Below are 19,097 nucleotides of genomic sequence, written 5' to 3'. Positions count from 1 at the left end.
TTTAGCCGATTCATCCAAAATAATCAATCGCTTTCGTTTAGAATAATTTGTGAAGCTGTAAACATTCTTTTTCTATTTCTGTATGAAAAAGGATGGTCGAAACAACCATCCTTTTCCTGTACTATTCTTCTTGGTCATCTGTGTCTATTTCAGGCTCTTCTTCGGGTAACAAAAAGGTAAATGTAAAGCGGCGGCTTTTGACATGGCACTCGATCTGTAAGAGTTGTCCTTGCCGTTCATAGGTCAACTTTCCTACATTATAAAGTCGTGACCCTTGATCTGCCAATTCGTTTTGCAAGAATTCCGCATGAAACAGTTCGCTCATGATGCGGGCTTCATAGGTTTCAATAGTTTTTGTATAAAAAAGGGCTGTTGTGCGGCTGTTTTCTAACACTAGCAATAACATCAAGCTCAACAGCTGCACAAACAACAATGCTGTGAGTAAAATACCGCCTTTATGCCGCCTCTTGTGTGTGAATTTTCCATTGTCCAATTTTCTGCTCTCCATTCTCAAAGGAAACGGTAAAGCGGATCGCTGCGCCAATTTTCTCAAAAGACACATCCGTTACTTCTGTCAATAGTGGTTGATACCCATTGTTGTCCCGCTTTCGCAGCACGCGATTGATGCGATCGATGGTGACCGAATTGTTTTGACTGCTTCTCAAATACAGTGTGGTCTCACTGACCGATAGATAGGTACAGGTACTTAATTCCCGTTCCAGCTGAAACAAAAACACATGCCATTCTTGATCTTTGCGAGCCATGATCTGCTGATTGACGGGTGCGAGGTGCTTAACGATCCCGCTGATCAGCAATAAGCAGATCGCCAATACCCATAAAGACAACAGACACTCCAACAAAGTAAAGCCTTTACTCTTCATACACGATCTCCCAGAGCTGCTCGCAACTTTGGATGCGTGCCTGTTGATGCTGCGCTGCTTGCCAAAAGCGAACTTGATAGACTGCCTGACGCTGCGTCGTGTAGGTAATGGTTGACGCATCAAAGGAGTGGTTCTGGACTTCTTCATACAGCACCCGCAGCATTTGGGCTTTTTCTTGCAATGCCGCACTTTGCGTCAGTGAAGCGGTCTGCATTGCTAAAAACAGTAACACACAAGTTGCCAAGACCCCAAAGCCAATCAGGCTTTCTGCTAAGATGAACCCACTATTCAACGATTTTTTCATAACGGCCACTCCCAAATAAAAACTTATAGCTGATGGTTTGCTTTTTCTCCTGCCAATAGAAAATGATCCTTCGCAGACTGCTGTTGTTGCCGGATTGACTACTAAAAAGAATATCGGGAAACGCCTGCATCGCTAGTTGAGGAGGAACGTCGATCTTGGTGACTGGCTCAGTTGCAGCGCCGTAAAATGAAACAGTTGGTGTTGGCTCTGCTTGATAGGTTGCTCGGGTTTGTGTGTTATCGATGATGGCCGATTGCTGCAAGGTATAGAGTCCTTTTTCTAAGCGAGCACAAAAGCCGAAAACTTCCGCAGAGCGTTGATAGTACTCGATAGCCACGACGGGGATAAAGAGAAAGAGACTACTGACCAAGAGTACCAAGAGACTTTCCACCAAGGTAAACCCAGAAAATCCCCTAGTGCCATTGTTCTCACTTTCTCTGCTCATAAATCGCATATTGTTCCTCAGATACATACCCTTCTGCAATCAATTCTTCTTTCGAAGGCACCCGATCTTCATTTAGACGAAAGAGTTCGATCTGGGTTTCCACTACTTTTTCAATCGCCGCATTTCCTTTCTCATCAATGATTCCTCTTTGATTGGCAAGATTTGGGACAAACAACAAAACCAAAATACTGATCACTAATAAAACGACTAGCATTTCAACCAATGTAAAGCCTTTTTTGACACGCCAAATCCCCTGCTTGCGAGGAGATGCTACTTTCTTTTCTATCATTCGATCACTCCTTGGATATTTCCATAGATTGGTAAAAACATAGCGGCATAGATCCCAACGATCATTAAAGCAACCAACAAAAAAATCAGAGGCTGAACCCAGTGAATGGCTTTTTCGATTCGTTGAAACAAGCGTTCCATCAATAATTGACTGTATAAAAAAAGCTCTTCTCCTAACTTTCCTCGTACTTCTCCTTGAAAGACGATCAAAGAAAATTCGGGTGTGAGAAACGAGAAATGACGAAGTTTTTCTGGGAGTTCGCCCCCAAGTGTCAAGGTCACTCGCAGTTCTCGTGCTAATTCTTGGATCAAGGTAGCTTTATTGGTGTGCTCCATACACTCGATGATCTGTTGGATATCTAACCCTTGCTGAAACAACTTGCCCCATTCCAATGCGAAAAAACTCGTGTGATAACTCGTGTACAATGCTCCGAACAATGGCAGGTGGCTGAAAAACACAGCTTTTTGCAAGGCAGTGCGGCGGGCAAACACCCAGCGGCTGATCACAAAAAGCAGCACACTTAACAACAAGAAGAGGATAAGTACTGCTGGTGCCCAAGTGATGGCGCGAATGCCCCAATGACCTTCGTCGATCATGCCAGAGGCTAGCAATTGGGGCAATAAAAAGCGGTGCATCCCAAAAAGCGCAGCTATTAAAAAGACCAGTAACAAAAGCGGATAAGCAGCTACTTTGTACAGCAGCTGTTTTTGCTTGTTGACCAATTTATGGTAGTCGACCATCCGCCGCAAGGTCGCCGTGAGATCCCCATGATTTTCTGCTAAATGAAGCTGACTTTTTTCAGTAGCCGATAACGACAACGGCGCTACCGCTGCTGCAAAGCTTTGCCCTTGGGCGAGATGGACAATTAGCTGTTCGATCACAGGTTCAGAAAACTGGCGGCTGCGCAGCAGCACTTGGAGGCTTTCTTGTAGGGAAAAGCCACTCTCCAATAACACCGTGAAGGTGACTAAGAGGGCTTCAGTTGCACGGCGTGGTAGCTGGGGCTTCTTTTTCATAAACTTCATCGCTGATCCACCCACTTTCTTTCACTTGTTTTAATACCTGTTGCCACCGTTTTTCCACTTGCCCCTCATAAAAGTGATATGCCAGCAATCCATGAGGTTCATTCGCTTCATTTGGCAACAATCGCTGATAAATGATCCCTTGCAGCGCATGTGCCAGACGATCGTCTGTCCCGAGCAATTCCAGCAGCCGCGTCTTGGTTTCTGCTACACCTCGGGCATGGATCGTGGCAAATACTCGGTGACCTGTCAGAGCGGCTCGTACAGCGGCTTGCGCCGTTTCTTTGTTACGAATCTCGCCGATCAAAAGCAGGTCTGGACGATGCCGCAAGGACAAGCGAATCAATTCATCATAGTCTTGTTCGATCTTCAAATTGGTTTGCAGCTGTAAAAAGCGCGGCTCCTCGATCTCCACAGGATCTTCGATGGTAATGATTTGCCCCTTGGTTGCCCGAGCTAATTGATACATGAGGGTCGATTTCCCTGAGCCAGTGGGGCCAGAAAACAAATACAGCCCTCTTTGTTTGGTTGCCTGTTGGATCTGCTGGACGTCTTCTGCAAAAAAATAGCGCAGATGCTCCTGAGTCAAAGGATAAAGAAACCGCATCACGAAACTTTCACGCCCTTGGTAATCACCGACTGTGGAGATGCGCAGCCGCTGCAGCTGATCGCCTAACGGATAACTGACTGCTCCTAACTGAGCTTTGCGTCGTTCTCCCACCTCCATTCCTCCTAAAAATTTGAAGCGAGTGATCAGCTGCTGGGCTTCTTCGTTGGTCAGTACTTGATAGGTCTTTCTGAGATAGCTTTTACTGAAAATCACCTCCATCTGTGTACCGCTCGGCAAAATGGCCAGATCCTGCATGCGTTCTTGTCTGCCATAGTGAATCAACTCATCTGAGAATGCTTGAATATCCACGACTTATCCCTCCTAAAAAGAAATACGCAAGCCTTTTGAGAATAGAAAAAAAAGACGAAGCAAATTTGCTTCGTCTTTCGTCTCTTCTTTATTCCTGCGGGTCTTTTGCCACAAATTGGGCTTCCACCCGATAGATTCGCTGCCCGCGGCTTGAGAATTTTTCTTCATATTCCGTCATGATATTGTTCTCAAAGGTACTGTTATGCAGGTCCAACCAAACTTGTTTGATGATCATGCCATATTGAGAAAAGCTCGCTAAGGAATACTCAAACAATCCTTGGTTGTCCGTTTTGAAATGGATTTCGCCATTAGGTCGTAAAATTTGCTCGTCCACCGCTAAAAAGGCTTTAGAAGTCAAACGGCGCTTCTCATGCTTCTTCTTAGGCCATGGATCAGAAAAATTCAAATAGATCTGGTCTACTTCATTGTCTTCAAAATAGTTGGTCAAAGCCGAACCATCCACATGCAGCAGCTGCAAGTTTGGGATCTCCTGCTCGATCATTTTATCCAGTGCGATCGAAACGACACTGATCTGCATCTCTACCCCAATATAATTGATTTCGGGATGAGCTTTCGCCATTTCCGTAATAAATTGACCTTTTCCCATGCCGATCTCGATGTGTAGCGGATGATCATTGCCAAAGCGTTCATGCCAACGCCCTTTCCATTCGGTAGGCTCTGCAACGACGTATTGTGGATGAGCTTCAATCAGCTCTTTTGCACCTGCACGTTTTCTTACTCTCATGTTTCTTCCTTTCCGAAAAAACAAGATGGAACCAAATTGCCTCGCTCCATCTTCTCTTCATTCACTATAAATTCGTTTTAATTGTAAAATCTCTGCATTCATGGCTTTGTAATCGCCCCGCAGATAATATTTTTTGACCTCTTGCAGCATACTCAACAATGCATACCAATAAATTTTTTCGATCACTTCGCTGCTGCTATGGATACCGTAGCGCACCAGCCAATGGGACCAGCTGGATAGCGGCACATAGTGACCTAAAATAGTCCCGATATCGATTGCTGGATCTGCAAACATCACGGAATCCCAATCGACTAAATACAAATAGTTTTGACAAACCAGCCAATTTCGATAATTGACATCGCCATGGACGACCGCGGCTTTTTGCTCGTCAAAAGCTGGAATATTGGCTTTTAAATACTCGGTGACCAAATGAATAAAACGGTTTTGAGCCACCGCAGAAGGCAGCTGATCTTGATAATCCATCAGCATTTGTTCAGGCGATCTGACTTGTCCGCCGATTTTGCTTAGCATCTGTGCCAGCGTTTTTGAATGATGCAAGTGATACAACACATCAATGACGTCATTTCTTTGGCCGATCTCATCGGGATCTAAGACCCGTCCATCCAGCCATTCTTGTGCGGAGAGCGTATCCCCATTCCCCGTCCGTTTCGTCCAGACGAGTTTGGGTGCAATGCCCTCTTTAGAGAGTGCCGCAAGCATCGGGGTCGTATTTCGTTTGATAAAGACTTTGTCGTTGTCCTTGAGCCCGATATAGGCTTTCCCGGTGTCGCCTTTGATCGGCCGCATACGCCAATCTTGATCCAAGCGAATATCCATCCTAGCTTCTCTCCTTATTTCGCAGTACCTCTTATTCTAGCTTCCTAAAGGGTCGCCGTCAAGCGCATATGCGTTCGCTTTTTGTAAGAGAGGTTTCCTGAGGATCAGGCGTGCATTTTCTTTAATCGCCCTGGCAAGTAGATGCCTAAAAAAAGACCCGCAAAGAGGAAGAAGCCCACAAAAGCGATGCCCCCTTGCCAAACAACGGGCAAGCGCAAGCAACAGATCACGCCGAAAAAAACAGTCGTCACAAGCAAAAGTGACCCGATAATTTTTTTGATTGCTGTGGCTTTTTGTTTTTCTGGCACGGGATACAAATGGGTCAAAACCATGTATTGAAATTCATTGATCAAAGGGATCAGTTGGAAACCGATCAGATAAAGAAACAAGCAGCCGATCAGCAGACTGATCCAAAGCTCATCGACAAAGAATAAGACGAAGCCACCAATCAAGGATAACCGGACATAAAGACCGCCGTATTGCCCACCACGAATCACTCGGCGCAAGTAAAGATAAAGATACGTATTGCTTTGGGCTGGTTTGATCTTTGCCAGCAACCAGTCGAGGTATTTGCGTCGTTTGGCTTCCGTCGTGATTTGGGGAACATCTGTAAACAAGTTGATAAATCGATAGATCCGTAATAAGCGCGATTGCTCGGCTTGGATCATATAGTCCCAATCCAATAGCTGACGATTAGATTTCACGCCAAAGAGGAACCAGATTGCTTGGAGGATGCTGATCACCAACCCTAGCCAAGGTGCTACATAAATACTGGCAAGTGTGGCAGCTAACGCACTGGCGAACCAGATTCCTCGCTGCTGTTTGACTTGCTGCTGTGTTTCTTGATACAACCGAATCCGCTGCAGTGAAAAATCCCCCAGTTTTAACAGCCACATCATTCCTAAAAAGAAGGGAAAGGAAGCAAATGTACTGTTTGCGGTGACCACGACTAAAGGCATCGTTGCTCCTACGGCTAAAAATAAGACCCCAAAGGGCAGCCAGAGGGAATAACGCAGGGCTTGACTGAGGTAACTTCTCATTTGCCCTTCTTTGGCTAACAGAAAAATCAAATCTGCCGGTTTCGTCAGTGTCGCTAAGCGTCCCAGCGGTAAAACGAAGAGCCAAACAGCGACCACGATGATGCCGCCTAATGGAAACGGCCGCGGCAATGTTTTTAGCAATTCTGAATAATACAGCCCCAGACCTCCCACTAAGAAGGTGCTGATCAAAGCAAAATGATCATTGAAGACATAGCGCAAATAGCGTGTCATCTGTTTTTGATGCCGCTGTAAGCGTTGCGAGAAAAACTGCTTCATGCTTGACTCTCCTTTGTCAGTGCGAGGTACAGATCATCAAGGGAGGCTTCTGGTGCTTGAAATTGGCTTCTTAGCTGCGCCAATGTCCCTTGTGCGCGGATCTCACCGTTATGCAGTAGGATGAATTTGTCACAATACTTCTCTGCGGTTGCTAAAATATGGGTGGACATCAAAATTGATGCCCCTGTTTGTTTCATCTCATTCATCAGCTCCAATAACGCATTGATCGCTAAAGGATCTAATCCTAGAAAAGGTTCATCAATGATGTAGACGCTTGGCTCAATCAAAAAGGCACACAGCACCATGACTTTTTGCTTCATTCCTTTTGAGAAGTTTGCTGGGAACCAATCGAGTTTGTTTTCTAAGCGAAAGGTTTTTAATAAACGCTCCGCTCGCTTCATGGCTTCTTCTTGCGGAAGATCATAGGCCATCGCTGTCACTTCAATGTGCTCTCTTAAGGTCAATTCTTCATATAAAGATGGGGTTTCGGGAATATACCCGATTTGTTTGCGGTATTGCTCTGGGGTTTCCTTTAAGGTCAAGCCATCGATCGTGATCGTCCCGCTGTGAGGTTGCAGTAACCCGATGATTTCTTTGATCGTCGTACTCTTCCCTGCCCCATTCAAGCCAATCAGACCAACGAGCTCACCATCGCCGATCGTAAAATCAATATTTTTTAAGACTGGCAGCTGGTTATAACCGCCTGTCACATTTGTTACTTGTAAAGTCATTCTTTTCCTCCGATTCGCCTAATTACGGCTTTCTGTCAACGTAGGCTCTTTTTTCAATCCGCTAGCAAAACCGTTGCTTATTTTTCTTTATTCGTGACTTGTAAGATAAATTCGTTTTCTCCCACTGTAATGGTTTCTTGCGGCAATTCTTGGCTGCCAAAGCGTTCTTGCCACAGTTGTGCATCACTCGCTGGAAAAATGACCATTTGGATCGCACCGGCGGCAAGGCGGGTAGTAAAGGCTTGAACAGCAGCTGGTTCAGCATAGGAAACCAGACTGATCCTCAACTCTTCTTTTTGATACCCTTGGTCGATCGCCCAGGTCTCAACGGCTGTCTCTAATTCACTTTGCACCGTAGGGTCCATCGCTGTTTCAGTGACGATGGCGGCATTGACTACTTCTTCTTTTGGGCGCGTTAGCGAATAGGTGATCGAACCTGCGAACACCACAAAAAGCGTGATCGCAATCAACCATTCTTTATAGGCATAAGCCAAGTAGCGGAGCTTCGCTGAAGTCGTTGTTTTTTTCTGTAAGGTTTCTTTGATGATCGGTTTCATAGGTTCCTTCTTTCCAATTGATTTCTGATATTAAGTCTAGGGTTGTTGGAATCTAAATGCAAGCGTTTCTCGCTCGCTTTTCGCATTTCTTTAAAAAAGCGCCTTTGTTGAAGGAACAGTTGCCTTGTTCCGACTTTTTCAAAGAGGAAACCAGACGAAAAAAAGCAAAATATGGTAAAGTAGAGGTAATAGATCAAGGAGGTTTTTTACAATGGAAAATTGTATTTTTTGTAAAATCAACAATCGTGAGATCCCTAGCTACAAAGTCTACGAGGATGAGCAAGTTTATGCCTTTTTAGATATTTCCCAAGTCACCCCTGGTCATACATTGGTGATTCCCAAAACCCATGTGACGGATATTTTTGAGTACGATGAAACGTTGGCAGCAGCGGTTTTTGCCCGCATCCCTAAGATTGCTCGGGCGATCGAAAAAGCATTCCCTGAGATCGAAGGCTTAAATATCATCAACAACAATAAAGAATTGGCGTACCAATCGGTCTTCCATTCCCATGTCCATTTGATTCCTCGTTACAGCAAAGACGATGATTTCAAGATCCATTTTGGCAATCACGCAGACAATTACACGGGGGAAGAACTAGCGGCAATCGCCGAAAAAATTGGAAAGCAGGTGGACTAAATGATCGGCAATTTTCTTAAAGGACTATTATTCGGGTCCATCGCCGGCGGCTTAGGCGGTTTGCTTTTTGCACCGAAAAGCGGCAATGAAACCCGTGAAGAATTGATTCGCTATTTAGATGACACGACAGAAGCGACCTTAGAATTCAATGACAGCGTCAAACAGCTAAAAGATGCCGTAATGGTGACCCGCAAAACGATCGACGAAACGATCCCTGTTGTTACGGAGTCTTTCACGAAAGATTTGGAAGCCTTCAAATTCCAAGCCCAACCGCGCCTTGCTCGGATCAAGACCCAAATGGAGCAATTGAATCAACACATTACGACGATTCAAGCCCAAAGCGCAGAGGATGACAAACAAATCGAAAATTTGTAGTTTTTATGAATTTTGTTTGAAACATCCACTGTTTTCTTCCCAACCATTTCTAGAAGTGGTATAGTAGGTGCAGTGATTATTATGAATCTTTTTAGAATTAGGAGTGCTTAAACGAATGAAGAAAAAATTACTTTTAGTAGCAGTCAGTGCAATGAGTCTTTTTGCATTAGCGGCTTGTGGAAACTCAAGTGAGGAAATCGCAACAATGAAGGGCGGTAAAATCACTGTTCAAGATTTTTATGATAAAGCAAAAACAAGTTCAGAAAACCAACAAGCGTTGCGTCAAATGATCGTCTTAAAAGTCTTTAATGAAAAATACGGCGATGACGTGACTGAAGAAATGATCGACGAACAATTCAACAACGTGGCTGAACAATACGGCGGTAGTGATTCTTTTGAATCAACCTTGACTGCTTCTGGTTATACGGTGAAATCTTACCGTGCAGAATTGAAAGAACAGCTTGCGTTACGTGAAGGCTTAAAAGCCAACATGGATATTACTGATGAAGAAATGAAAACTGCTTGGGATTCTTTCCACCCAGAAGTAGAAGCACAAATCATCAAAGTAGCAAGTGAAGATGATGCCAAAGATGTCTTAGAAGAAGCGAAAAAAGATGATGCTGACTTTGGCGAAATCGCTAAAGAAAAATCAACGGATGCAGCAACAAAAGAAGATGGCGGAACGATCAAATTCGATTCTACGTCAACTGCTGTGCCAAACGAAGTGAAAACAGCCGCTTTTGATTTAAAAGATGGTGAAATCTCTGAAGTGATTTCTGCAACCAACACGTCGACTTATACGACGGAATACTATATCGTGAAAATGGTTAAAAACCAAGACAAAGGCAACGATATGGATAAATACAAAGATGAATTGACTGAAATTGCTCAAAACACGTTGTTGAATGATTCAACCTTTATGGCAGCAACGATCGGTCAAGAATTGCAAGCAGCCAATGTGAAAATGAAAGACTCTGACTTAGCAGACTTGCTTTCTGATTACATCACAGCTGCCGAAACAGAAGATTCAACTGCTGACTCTTCTGCAACGGATGCAACAGACAGCTCAGCAGCAGATTCTTCTGCTACTGAGGCAACCGATGATTCTACTGCAACAAGTGAAAGTGCTACAGATTCTTCTGCTGAATAAACAAAAAAAGAAGTGCCGTCATAGCGGTGCTTCTTTTTTTGTGCCGATTAGATTTCTATCTACGATTCAACTGCTTTTCCAGCAGCTAAAAAAGCCACGCTAAGCAAGCCTAGCGTGGCTTTTGTTCTTTCTATCATTCACTTTGATCGATCAAGCTGCAACGTCACTGCTACACTTCTTTCGGTACATAAAAACTCCGATTGTCCATGCCAAAAATTCGGTCTGTGTATTGACCAGGTTCTGTCAGGCGGATCGAGGTCAGCATCATTTGCATGGAAGCATCCAAATTATCGATCTGATGGAGGATCTCCGCTTCCATTATGCGGGGCCGAACAGGTGACCCATATTCTAACAAGCCATGGTGGGCTAAGACCATATGCCGCAAAACAACGATGTCTTCTTGTTTGTCATCAAATTTCAACGCAATACAGGCTTGCGTGATTTCTTCATCCACTAAGACCAAATGCCCTACTAGATTCCCCGCTAAGGTATATTCTGTCGTCATGGGACCTGTCAACTCGATCACTTTTCCTAAATCATGTAAAATAATGCCCGCATACAGCAGTGACGCATTTAATTCAGGGTATTCTTTGACGATCGCTTTTCCTAAGCGCAGCATAGTTGTCGTATGATACGCCAATCCACTGGCGAAGGCATGGTGATTGCGCTTCGCAGCTGGAAAATCAAAGAATTCCTTTTTATACTTGTTCAACAAGAAACGGACGATGCGATTCCAGTGAGGATTTGTGATCTCAAACAAGGTTTGACTGATTTCTTCTTCCATCTCTTCTTTTCGCAAGGGCGCTTTTTCCATGTATTGGCTTGGTTCGTGGGGTTCTTCCGGCTTCGCTAAACGCAAATGCATGATTTTGACTTGCGGATTGCCTTGGTAAACTTCTCGTTTCCCATCTAGTAGTACCACTTTCCCGGGTTCAAAACGGGCGATTTCTTCATCTGATGCATCCCAAAACTTTCCATCAATCGTGCCAGATGTATCCTGAAACGTGAAGGCAATAAACTTTTTGCCGTTTTTCGCGATCCGTACATCGGCATTTTTGATCAGTAAGAAAAGTTGAAACGTTTCATCAACAGTTAATTCACGAATTTTTTTCATGGGCTTATTTGGCCGATCAGCCAAATCTTTCACTTCCTTTACTCAGATCCTGGATAGGCTGCTGGTACTTCTGATAATAGCTTACCATTTCTTGGTCAGAAGACAAACAAATTACTTGATAACTTTGTCCAAACTCTTTTAATAGTGCTGCGAAGCGTTCCTTACGAACACTGTCATAATGCAACCAACCATCATCAATAATGATCGGGCACAACGGATGATTTTTTTGCAGCGCTAGATAACCGAAACGTAACGCCATGATCAACTGATCCTTCGTTCCTGTGGACAAGTCAATGATCGAAAAGGTCTCGCTGGCATTTGCCGCTACTAACAGACCATTTTCCAGAAGAATCTTTTGATAACGTCCGTTTGAAAGCTGTTCAAAATAAGTCGAAGCGGCTGACAATAGCTGCGGCAATTGCTGTTCTGACAATTCAGTCGTGACATCCGTCAAAATTGAAGCCGCCAACTGACGACTGCCCCATGCCACAGCGAGTTCTTCAATGACCGCCTTCAGCTCACTTTCTTCTTGATAAAGCTGATTCAAGGTGCCGTTTTTTTGACTGGCTGCTGCTTCTAATTCCAAGCGTTGTTTGTGCTCCGTCAACTGCTGCATTTGTGCCTGAAGCTGTGTTTGCTGCTGCTTGATCTGGTCTTTTTGCTGCAGCAATTCTGCTTGCGTGACTGGTTTGGGATAGATCGGTGTTAACATCCCCGCCAATTCTTCTGCTCGCTGCTGCGTGCGCTGCGCTGCTTCCCATTGCTTCAACCAGAGGCTGATTTCTGCAGGGTGATCTAACCCTTGCTGCTGCAAGAGCGCACTGGCTTGGGCAAACAGCTGGTCGCGTTCGTTGCGGGTACGGGTCAATTGTTGGGCCAGTAACGTGCTAGGTTGTTGCAACCGCGAAAGCTTGATCGTTTGCATCTCTTCATGAAACTTCTGCAACATCGCCGCTTTTTCTAACAAGGTTTTGTTTTGCAGCGGCAGCCACTCCGCATACGGGCGGAATTGCTCCTCAAAGGGGGCCAATTCTTCCGTGACCGCTTGCCGTTCTTGATAGGCTTGCTTGCGCTGCTGCGAGTAGGCTTGATAGCTAGCAACATCTTCATCATAGGCCAATAGATACGACTGCCAGTTTTCCACCGGCAAATCACCAAAAAAGGGTGTCAACGCTTGGTGGGCACGGCTGATCTGCTGCTGCTTTTGCTGCTGTTCATTTTCCAGCTGTGCCAACTCTTCGCCCAGCAGATCCAGCTGCATGAGGACCGTCTGCCATTCTTGCTTGATGCCTTGCTGCTTGTTTGGTGCTGCTTTCATCAGCGGCAAAATACTGCCGATGATCGCTACGATCCCCGCACCTAATGCAAGCCAGCGCCACGGACTTGGCAAAAAGATACCGATCACTGCGACTAGCCCACCGACGATCCCTAGCGGCCATAGTGGGCGAGAAACGGGCTTGCGGCCAATCAATTGAGGATGCTGCTGTTCTAAGCGGGCCGCGGTGGCTTGCAAAGGTTGCGCTTTTTCTTCTAAATGCCTCATGCGCTTTTCGAGCTCTTCTAACTGCACACGTTCTTGCAGTAAACGTGTGGTTTGTTCATGGATCGAAGCCGTTACTAGCGGCGGCGATTCTCTACTCCACTGGCGCTTTTCAATCAAGCGATTCAACTCTGTGATGGCGACAGTTTCTTGTTGATTGGCTGCTACTTCACGATCTGCCAAACGCGCCATCGTCACTTGCTGCTGCAGCAAGTGATTGATCTGATGCTCGTGATCAAGGTAAAAGAAATACTTGTCTGATTCTTTTCCTTGCTCCAACTGATCTAATTCGGCTTCTTTTTTGCGAATTTCTTCCGTCAGCTGCTGATACTGCTGATAAAACTGTTTGATGGCTTGGACTTGCTGAGGATCGGCTAGCGTATCTGCTGGTGCCATTTGCTGCCACTCTTCATAAAGGCCCCAGTGACTCAGCTGTTGCTGATTTTCCTGATAAGCGTCATTCAATGCTTGATACTGGTGCCGCAAGTCTTGGATCTGTTCTTGCAGCTGGGCGATCTGTTGATACTGCTGTTGGATGCGGCTTTCTTCGCTTTCTTTTTCCGCAATCGTTTTTTGCAGTTTTTCTAATTGTTTTAACGCTTGGTTCAAAGGCAGCTTTTGCCCTCGTGGCTTGTATTGCTGCTGATTGGTGGTTTCATATTGCGCCACTTGCTGCAGCATTTTTTGACTGCCGCTGATCCCTAGAGAAATCAACGCTTGGTGCAGCTCATTTTCTTCTAGCTTATCGATCTGGGTCAATTGCTCTTGCTGAAAAGTAAAGACATCGAAGAACAATGCTCGATTGAGGGGCTGCAGGTGTTGTGCCAGCCATTGCTCATCGACCGTCTGGCCAGCGACATGGACTTTGGCACGACCACGGTCCACTTGCCGATAGCGTTCCACGATCACTTCGCCGAAGGGTTCCAGCGCCAACCATAACTTGCCACCGTAAGCAGCACCGTTTTTGGGGGTATAGTCTTTTTTCTTGGCTGTCTTTTTCGAAAAGCCAAACAAAATGGCGGCAATAAATTGATACAACGTCGATTTTCCGATCTCGTTGTGCCCAAAGAGCAGCTGATTTTGCGGATGAAAGGCAAAGCTTTGTTCATGGTATTTCCCAAAACCGGTAATCTCTGCTTTTAAAATTCTCATGACTGCTCCTCCCATTGAAAGTCGTCTTTCAACAATTGCTTGGCTTGCTGCAAGACTTCTTCTTGAAATGATTCATGGGTGATCCCCCGCTGGATCAGTGGATGCTGCAATAGATCCGACAATCGATCCGCAAACATCTCTGGCGACTCATACATCGCTAAAAACTGCAGCATATAATCTTCTGATACCGCCAATGCGATCTTGTCTTCATTGGCTTGCTCGACTTCAAGGGCATAGATCACTTGCAGCGGCTCTGTTTGTGCCAACCGTTCATTGAGGTAGGTCAGCCATTCATTTTTTTCCGCAGCTGGAAACCAATCTGGCGGCAGCTGCTGCACATCGGTCAACACCAGATGCAGCAAGCGCGAACGAGGACTTTTTAAGCGCTCGATGATCGCTGGCAATACGGCATTCGAGGCAGTCACATCCGCTAAGGAGACCACTTGCTTTTGCCAAGCGATCTCTGCGATCTCCAAGCGCTCGATCGTTGGTCCCTGCGGCGTTAAGTCTGCCAAAATCACCCCAGTCGCCTGTTCTTTCTTGGTCTTTCCTTGAGGTGTACCTGGATAGAGAATCGGTGGCTGCTCTGAGAGCGTCTTAGGTACATGGATGTGCCCCAAGCCCCAATAATCATAGCCTTTTTGCTTCATTTCACTGATTGAAAAGGGGGCATACCGTTCACCAGCTTGGTCCCCGTGGTAAAGCCCGATATGGTAATCCACCGCTGCTCTTGCAGGAAATTCTGTTACTTTATTTTCAGTAATCCAAGGATGTTGGTAGCTAAATCCACTGATTGCATAGGTTTCACCGTTTTTCGTTGTTCCTTGAACCGTTTGAACTTCTTCTGATGAAAAGAGAATGACGTTTTCTGGAAAAGCAAACCAATACCGTTGCGGATCATAATAATCATGGTTGCCGAAAATCATATAGACAGGGATCTGTGCTTCCCCTAGTCGTTGCAGTTGGGCAAAAAAGTCATGCTGCACTTTTAGACTCGGCCGTGCTTGATGGAATGTATCCCCAGCCAGCAAAACAAAATCGACCGCTTTTTCTAAGGCAACATCCACCAAATTACGGATGATTTTTTGATTGATGGCAGGGAGTTGGGTCTTCACTTTTTCAGATAACAAATGAACCCCTTCAAATGACCGGTCGATATGCAGGTCTGCACTATGTAAAAATCGCATTTCTTTCTCCCTCCTTAATGCTTCTATCATAACATTTCTCAGGCATTTCGTCAGCAAAATACGAAAATTTGTTCGCCTTTTTCATAAAAAAAACCAAAGAAGCGATTTTGAAACTTCTTTGGAAAAGGCTCTTGCAGTTGCAGCCGATTGCTCTGAAGATTCACTTGCTTCTTTGGTCTTTGTTTGTTGGCGATTACGCTTCGTATAGATCTCTTACAGGACCCATGATGATGCGGTTCAAGTCATTGGCTACTAAGCTGAAGGCTTGCTCTTTTTGCATCAAGTCAGAAACAATGCCGTCTTGTTGAATTTTTTGCGATAATTCTTGGGCTTTTTGCGCTTCTTCTTCTGTCATTTCTTCGCCAGCCATCATTTTTTGTTGCAGGCTTTGTTGCAACTCTTGAAACTCTTTGAATAACGCATACGCTTCTTCATTTGCTTTCAAGCGGTCGAAAGAACCTTTCAAATCTTGAAACTGTTCTGACTCGCGTAATTCACGTTCTAATTGGTTTGCTGTATCATAAATATTTGCCATTTTGACGCCTCCTCTTTTTTTCTAGTATACCATTCTTCTCAGGTTCTAGACTAGCAGTTGCCTAATTCCTTTAATTTCCGCTGATGGAATTCCACAAGCCGCCAAACAGTTCTTTCGTTCCTTCTTTGATCTTGCTGCCGAATTCCTTCATACCTTCTTTGGCGCTTTCGGCAAAGTCATCGATGGTTTTCTGCCAATCATTGCCATTTTGTGACGTACTGCTCTCAGGATCTGGTACTTCATCGGCTGCCATCAATTTTCCACCTGTCCAATAAGCGTCTGCAACTTGGAATTGGGTGCCTTGACTATAAGGCAGTAAGCTTTCGGCCTCTGCTTTGAATATTTTCCCAACGACTTGTCCGCTAGTTCCCGTTAAGTAATGATCTTCACTCACATGTTCAAATCCTAGCCAGGTTGAAAGAACCATATCAGGGGTATAGCCGACGATCCATTGGTCATTGACCTTAGAAGCATCAAAGTTGGTCTCTGTCGTACCCGTCTTACCGGCGATCGTAAAGCCGTACGGACTGGCACTAACACCCGTCCCGTTAGAAAAGGTGCCCAGCATCATGCTCGTCATTTTATCAGCGGTCTCTTTAGAAATCACCCGTTTGCCTTGCACAGACGTATTGTCAACGATCACGGCACCAGTTGAATCAACGATTTTGGTGATCAAATGCGGTTTGTAGTAATACCCGCCATTTGCGAAAACGCCATACGCTGCTGCCATCGTCATGGGTGATTCCCCTTTTTCCAAACCACCTAATGCTAAGCCATAATATTTGTCGGATTCGGTCAAGGAAAGTCCAAACTCTTGTGCTTTGCTGTACCCACGATCTAAGCCGATCTCATGCAACAGCCAAACTGCTGGCAGATTCAGGCTTTGGGCGAGGGCTTGATACATGACTGCTTCGCCAGCATAGGTCCCATCAAAGTTTTGAGCATCATAAAAATCGAGGGGCTCGTCTTTCAGGATACTGTCGGGTTCAAACCCAGCTTCTAGGGCAGGGGCGAAGACGCTGATCGGTTTGATCGTGGAGCCTGGTGAACGTTTCATTTGCGTGGCAAAATTAAAGCCTCTAAAGACGTGCTCGCCACGACGACCCACCACCGCTTGCACCCCACCGGTATTCGGATCAAGTGCGACAGAGCCTGATTGCACCATCGTGCCATCAGCGGCATTTTCAGGGAACAAGGCATCGTTTTTATAGGCAGCTTCCATTTGCGCTTGGTAGTTTTGATCCAGTGCTGTATAGATCTTGTAGCCGCGATTCATGACATCATCGGCGTCCAACCCATAGGATTCGGCTTCATCGATGACCGCATCGAAATAATAAGGATACTTATAGCCAGATTCTGAATTGCCAAATCCATCATACAGTAAATTAGCTAAGGCAACTTGTGATTCTTGGTCAGCAACGGACTGGTCCAACTTGCCGTTATCCACCATCAAACTCAAGACGGTATCGCGACGGTTCGTGGCGTTTTCCAGATTGTCGATCGGGTTATAGATCGAAGGACCTTTGAGCATCCCCACCAACGTCGCAGCTTCTCCCACGCTTAGTTCAGAAGCATTGACACCGAAATATTTTAGCGAGGCATCTTGAATGCCCCAAACCCCGTTACCAAAATAGGAACTGTTCAAATACATTTCCAAAATCTCATCTTTAGAATATTTCTTCTCGATCTCGATCGCTAAGAAAAGCTCCTTGGCTTTTCGACTAAAGGTTTGATCCAAGGACAGATAGGCATTTTTGGCAAGCTGCTGGGTGATGGTACTTCCCCCACCGCCTTCGGCACTGCGGTTGACCAGCATGCGCAGGGCTGCTCGAGCGATCCCCTTGATATCAAACCCGTGGTGATTATAGAAGTTGCGGTCTTCGGTTGAGATCAAGGCGTTGACCACATCACTGGAAATGGCATCAAGAGAAACGTACGTGCCTTTTTGCGAGTACAACTGCCCTGCTTCATCGCCATTGGCATCAAAAATCACCGTCGATTCTTTCAGACCTGACTCTAATTCACTGACTTTCGTATTTTTAGCGATATAAAACAAATACCCGCTCATGATTAAGATAGCAACTAAACTAAGTAAAATAAAAATTTTATTTACGTGGTATTTTTTCCAAACCCGCTTGCGCCATTGATGAAATTGCTGCAAATACGGTTTTAACCAGCGCCAAAAGGTCAGCCAACCGGTCTTTATTTTGTGAAGGATGTGTTTCCAATCCATTACTTCACGCTCCTTTGGTTAAGTGTAGCATAAATGACTTTCTTTGTTATACGGCTCTAGACGTAATTTCATTCGAAAAGAATGCTTTATTATTCTAGCATTGAATGCTCTGTTTTTTATTGTTTTTTTTATAAGAAAAGCTTAAAGATGCTATAATAGTCGGTAGCGAACAGCAAAGAAAGGACGTTTTTATGGAATACACCATGACTTTACCCAAAAATCACCCGCCCATGCCGCTTCGCGATTTGTTGGAACGGGAGTGGCTCGTCCCACGAAAAGTGCGCCATTTTCTGCGCACACGGAAAAATGTAATCGTCAATCAGCAGCCCGCGATGTTTCATCAAGAAGTTCGTGGCGGCGATCAAATCACTTTGATCATTGAAGACAGTGATTACAGCTATCAGCCGATCCAGTTAGGCCAAGCAGACAAAGTCAACGTACTTTTTGAAGATGAGCACTTATTGGTGCTGAACAAGCCTGCGGGGGTCAAGACGCACCCCAATCAGCCATTAGAAGCAGATACCCTATTGAATGATGCCGCTGCTTACCTTGCGCCGAAACAGCAGCAGCCTTATGTGGTCCATCGTCTAGACAAAGAAACCAGCGGTGTCGTTTTATTCGCAAAAAATCCTTTGGTGTTGCCGATCTTGGGTCGAATGTTGGAAAACAAACAGATTTTCCGCCGCTATCAAGCCACAGTTTGGGGTAAACTTACGCAAGATCAAACGATCGCCAAAAAAATCGGTCGTGACCGTCATGATCGTCGCAAGCGAATCATTGACCCCCGCAACGGTCAGTCAGCCGTCACCCATGTAACCATCGCCCACACCCAACAAAAGACGACCGATGTGTATTGTGTGTTAGATACGGGGAGGACCCACCAAATTCGCGTCCACCTTGCCAGTATCGGTCATCCAGTCGTCGGTGACCCGCTTTACCAAAACAAACCAGCGCCGCGTTTGCTGCTGCATGGCTATGAATTGCATCTGGAGCATCCCTTTACCAAAGAACAGTTAGTGATCATCGCTCAACCGGGCTTGTGGTAAACAAAAAAAGCATGACGACTTGAGGAACCCCTCTTGTCAGTCATGCTTTTTGGTTTCAGATGTTTTTTTCAATGTTTCTACT

Annotated in this window: 21 protein-coding genes; 4 read left to right on the top strand and 17 right to left on the bottom strand. The window is 45.3% G+C overall.

All coding sequences use genetic code 11. The features are described 5' to 3' along the window. Positions 1 to 121: 121 nt before the first annotated feature. The 12 genes from comGG to IGJ05_RS15010 all read right to left on the bottom strand — a co-directional run bounded on the left by comGG (position 122) and on the right by IGJ05_RS15010 (position 8,046). The gene (comGG, locus tag IGJ05_RS15065; RefSeq protein WP_015510479.1) at positions 122 to 493 is read right to left on the bottom strand and encodes a competence type IV pilus minor pilin ComGG; all 372 of its coding nucleotides are present in this window, start codon (positions 491 to 493) and stop codon (positions 122 to 124) included. Beyond that, the gene (gene comGF, locus IGJ05_RS15060; protein WP_005227741.1) at positions 456 to 881 is read right to left on the bottom strand and encodes a competence type IV pilus minor pilin ComGF; all 426 of its coding nucleotides are present in this window, start codon (positions 879 to 881) and stop codon (positions 456 to 458) included. Before comGF ends, comGG begins: the two co-directional genes overlap by 38 nt. After that, on the bottom strand, positions 871 to 1,185 hold the full coding sequence (locus tag IGJ05_RS15055) for a hypothetical protein (protein ID WP_015510481.1): 315 nt from the start codon (positions 1,183 to 1,185) through the stop codon (positions 871 to 873). Before IGJ05_RS15055 ends, comGF begins: the two co-directional genes overlap by 11 nt. Next, positions 1,166 to 1,639: a competence type IV pilus minor pilin ComGD gene (gene comGD, locus IGJ05_RS15050; protein WP_266166524.1), complete on the bottom strand. Its 474-nt coding sequence runs from the start codon at positions 1,637 to 1,639 to the stop codon at positions 1,166 to 1,168. The genes IGJ05_RS15055 and comGD overlap by 20 nt, the downstream gene beginning before the upstream one ends. Further along, positions 1,614 to 1,919 carry a competence type IV pilus major pilin ComGC gene (comGC, locus tag IGJ05_RS15045; protein WP_081116944.1) on the bottom strand — a complete coding sequence of 102 codons (306 nt, stop codon included), beginning with the start codon at positions 1,917 to 1,919 and terminating at the stop codon, positions 1,614 to 1,616. The genes comGD and comGC overlap by 26 nt, the downstream gene beginning before the upstream one ends. After that, positions 1,916 to 2,944 (bottom strand): competence type IV pilus assembly protein ComGB, encoded by a 1,029-nt coding sequence (gene comGB / locus IGJ05_RS15040; RefSeq protein ID WP_034869028.1) that lies wholly within the window; start codon positions 2,942 to 2,944, stop codon positions 1,916 to 1,918. Before comGB ends, comGC begins: the two co-directional genes overlap by 4 nt. After that, on the bottom strand, positions 2,898 to 3,860 hold the full coding sequence (comGA, locus tag IGJ05_RS15035; RefSeq protein ID WP_081116945.1) for a competence type IV pilus ATPase ComGA: 963 nt from the start codon (positions 3,858 to 3,860) through the stop codon (positions 2,898 to 2,900). Before comGA ends, comGB begins: the two co-directional genes overlap by 47 nt. A gap of 88 nt (positions 3,861 to 3,948) precedes the next feature. Then, a complete protein-coding gene (gene trmB, locus IGJ05_RS15030; RefSeq protein ID WP_015510485.1) occupies positions 3,949 to 4,605 on the bottom strand; it encodes a tRNA (guanosine(46)-N7)-methyltransferase TrmB in 657 nt (218 codons plus the stop codon). A 57-nt stretch (positions 4,606 to 4,662) separates the two neighbouring features. Next, the gene (locus IGJ05_RS15025) at positions 4,663 to 5,442 is read right to left on the bottom strand and encodes a phosphotransferase family protein (RefSeq protein WP_005227730.1); all 780 of its coding nucleotides are present in this window, start codon (positions 5,440 to 5,442) and stop codon (positions 4,663 to 4,665) included. Positions 5,443 to 5,546: 104 nt separating this feature from the next. Beyond that, the gene (locus IGJ05_RS15020; RefSeq protein WP_266166525.1) at positions 5,547 to 6,758 is read right to left on the bottom strand and encodes an ABC transporter permease; all 1,212 of its coding nucleotides are present in this window, start codon (positions 6,756 to 6,758) and stop codon (positions 5,547 to 5,549) included. Beyond that, positions 6,755 to 7,489 (bottom strand): ABC transporter ATP-binding protein, encoded by a 735-nt coding sequence (locus IGJ05_RS15015; protein WP_081116947.1) that lies wholly within the window; start codon positions 7,487 to 7,489, stop codon positions 6,755 to 6,757. Before IGJ05_RS15015 ends, IGJ05_RS15020 begins: the two co-directional genes overlap by 4 nt. A 77-nt stretch (positions 7,490 to 7,566) precedes the next feature. Next, a complete protein-coding gene (locus IGJ05_RS15010; protein ID WP_005227727.1) occupies positions 7,567 to 8,046 on the bottom strand; it encodes a hypothetical protein in 480 nt (159 codons plus the stop codon). 211 nt (positions 8,047 to 8,257) lie between these two features. Here IGJ05_RS15010 and IGJ05_RS15005 point away from each other — a divergent pair, with 211 nt between their 5' ends. The 3 genes from IGJ05_RS15005 (at position 8,258) to IGJ05_RS14995 (ending at position 10,208) form a co-directional block, all read left to right on the top strand. Beyond that, positions 8,258 to 8,683, top strand: a complete 426-nt coding sequence (locus IGJ05_RS15005) for an HIT family protein (RefSeq protein WP_005227719.1) — start codon at positions 8,258 to 8,260, stop codon at positions 8,681 to 8,683. Next, positions 8,684 to 9,058: a YtxH domain-containing protein gene (locus IGJ05_RS15000; protein ID WP_005227717.1), complete on the top strand. Its 375-nt coding sequence runs from the start codon at positions 8,684 to 8,686 to the stop codon at positions 9,056 to 9,058. Between the two features lie 115 nt (positions 9,059 to 9,173). Next, on the top strand, positions 9,174 to 10,208 hold the full coding sequence (locus IGJ05_RS14995) for a peptidylprolyl isomerase (protein ID WP_005227715.1): 1,035 nt from the start codon (positions 9,174 to 9,176) through the stop codon (positions 10,206 to 10,208). 169 nt (positions 10,209 to 10,377) lie between these two features. On the opposite strand, the gene IGJ05_RS14990 is transcribed toward IGJ05_RS14995, so the two are convergent. The 5 genes from IGJ05_RS14990 to IGJ05_RS14970 all read right to left on the bottom strand — a co-directional run bounded on the left by IGJ05_RS14990 (position 10,378) and on the right by IGJ05_RS14970 (position 17,969). Next, positions 10,378 to 11,322, bottom strand: coding sequence for a 3'-5' exoribonuclease YhaM family protein (locus tag IGJ05_RS14990; RefSeq protein WP_026008117.1), 945 nt, complete (start codon positions 11,320 to 11,322; stop codon positions 10,378 to 10,380). A gap of 16 nt (positions 11,323 to 11,338) precedes the next feature. Then, positions 11,339 to 14,014, bottom strand: a complete 2,676-nt coding sequence (locus IGJ05_RS14985) for an AAA family ATPase (protein ID WP_266166527.1) — start codon at positions 14,012 to 14,014, stop codon at positions 11,339 to 11,341. Further along, positions 14,011 to 15,201, bottom strand: coding sequence for a metallophosphoesterase family protein (locus IGJ05_RS14980; RefSeq protein ID WP_010749015.1), 1,191 nt, complete (start codon positions 15,199 to 15,201; stop codon positions 14,011 to 14,013). Before IGJ05_RS14980 ends, IGJ05_RS14985 begins: the two co-directional genes overlap by 4 nt. Before the next feature lie 193 nt (positions 15,202 to 15,394). Beyond that, positions 15,395 to 15,736: a YlbF family regulator gene (locus IGJ05_RS14975; RefSeq protein WP_005227708.1), complete on the bottom strand. Its 342-nt coding sequence runs from the start codon at positions 15,734 to 15,736 to the stop codon at positions 15,395 to 15,397. Between the two features lie 70 nt (positions 15,737 to 15,806). Continuing rightward, complete coding sequence (locus IGJ05_RS14970) at positions 15,807 to 17,969, bottom strand: PBP1A family penicillin-binding protein (RefSeq protein WP_005227705.1); 2,163 nt, start codon at positions 17,967 to 17,969, stop codon at positions 15,807 to 15,809. Between the two features lie 191 nt (positions 17,970 to 18,160). On the opposite strand from IGJ05_RS14970, the gene IGJ05_RS14965 reads away from it, so the two are divergent. Then, the gene (locus tag IGJ05_RS14965; RefSeq protein WP_081116949.1) at positions 18,161 to 19,015 is read left to right on the top strand and encodes an RluA family pseudouridine synthase; all 855 of its coding nucleotides are present in this window, start codon (positions 18,161 to 18,163) and stop codon (positions 19,013 to 19,015) included. The last annotated feature ends 82 nt before the right edge of the window (positions 19,016 to 19,097 follow it).

The organism is Enterococcus sp. AZ167, from assembly GCF_051714025.1.
GTDB classification, from domain to species: Bacteria; Bacillota; Bacilli; order Lactobacillales; family Enterococcaceae; genus Enterococcus_D; species Enterococcus_D casseliflavus.
Note: the sequence above shows the minus strand (reverse complement) of the source record. Positions and strands in the feature narration are given on the sequence as shown.

What these genes read in the sequence shown, in the direction of transcription:
- IGJ05_RS14970 (WP_005227705.1), bottom strand. Translation starts at nt 17,969, where the DNA reads ATGGATTGGAAACACATCCTTCACAAAATAAAGACCGGTTGGCTGACC.
- IGJ05_RS15010 (WP_005227727.1), bottom strand. Translation starts at nt 8,046, where the DNA reads ATGAAACCGATCATCAAAGAAACCTTACAGAAAAAAACAACGACTTCA.
- IGJ05_RS15025 (WP_005227730.1), bottom strand. Translation starts at nt 5,442, where the DNA reads ATGGATATTCGCTTGGATCAAGATTGGCGTATGCGGCCGATCAAAGGC.
- IGJ05_RS14965 (WP_081116949.1), top strand. Translation starts at nt 18,161, where the DNA reads ATGGAATACACCATGACTTTACCCAAAAATCACCCGCCCATGCCGCTT.
- IGJ05_RS15005 (WP_005227719.1), top strand. Translation starts at nt 8,258, where the DNA reads ATGGAAAATTGTATTTTTTGTAAAATCAACAATCGTGAGATCCCTAGC.
- IGJ05_RS14980 (WP_010749015.1), bottom strand. Translation starts at nt 15,201, where the DNA reads ATGCGATTTTTACATAGTGCAGACCTGCATATCGACCGGTCATTTGAA.
- IGJ05_RS14975 (WP_005227708.1), bottom strand. Translation starts at nt 15,736, where the DNA reads ATGGCAAATATTTATGATACAGCAAACCAATTAGAACGTGAATTACGC.
- IGJ05_RS15055 (WP_015510481.1), bottom strand. Translation starts at nt 1,185, where the DNA reads ATGAAAAAATCGTTGAATAGTGGGTTCATCTTAGCAGAAAGCCTGATT.
- IGJ05_RS14990 (WP_026008117.1), bottom strand. Translation starts at nt 11,322, where the DNA reads ATGAAAAAAATTCGTGAATTAACTGTTGATGAAACGTTTCAACTTTTC.
- IGJ05_RS15015 (WP_081116947.1), bottom strand. Translation starts at nt 7,489, where the DNA reads ATGACTTTACAAGTAACAAATGTGACAGGCGGTTATAACCAGCTGCCA.
- IGJ05_RS14995 (WP_005227715.1), top strand. Translation starts at nt 9,174, where the DNA reads ATGAAGAAAAAATTACTTTTAGTAGCAGTCAGTGCAATGAGTCTTTTT.
- comGF (WP_005227741.1), bottom strand. Translation starts at nt 881, where the DNA reads ATGAAGAGTAAAGGCTTTACTTTGTTGGAGTGTCTGTTGTCTTTATGG.
- IGJ05_RS15000 (WP_005227717.1), top strand. Translation starts at nt 8,684, where the DNA reads ATGATCGGCAATTTTCTTAAAGGACTATTATTCGGGTCCATCGCCGGC.
- IGJ05_RS15020 (WP_266166525.1), bottom strand. Translation starts at nt 6,758, where the DNA reads ATGAAGCAGTTTTTCTCGCAACGCTTACAGCGGCATCAAAAACAGATG.
- IGJ05_RS14985 (WP_266166527.1), bottom strand. Translation starts at nt 14,014, where the DNA reads ATGAGAATTTTAAAAGCAGAGATTACCGGTTTTGGGAAATACCATGAA.
- trmB (WP_015510485.1), bottom strand. Translation starts at nt 4,605, where the DNA reads ATGAGAGTAAGAAAACGTGCAGGTGCAAAAGAGCTGATTGAAGCTCAT.
- comGB (WP_034869028.1), bottom strand. Translation starts at nt 2,944, where the DNA reads ATGAAGTTTATGAAAAAGAAGCCCCAGCTACCACGCCGTGCAACTGAA.
- comGC (WP_081116944.1), bottom strand. Translation starts at nt 1,919, where the DNA reads ATGATAGAAAAGAAAGTAGCATCTCCTCGCAAGCAGGGGATTTGGCGT.
- comGD (WP_266166524.1), bottom strand. Translation starts at nt 1,639, where the DNA reads ATGCGATTTATGAGCAGAGAAAGTGAGAACAATGGCACTAGGGGATTT.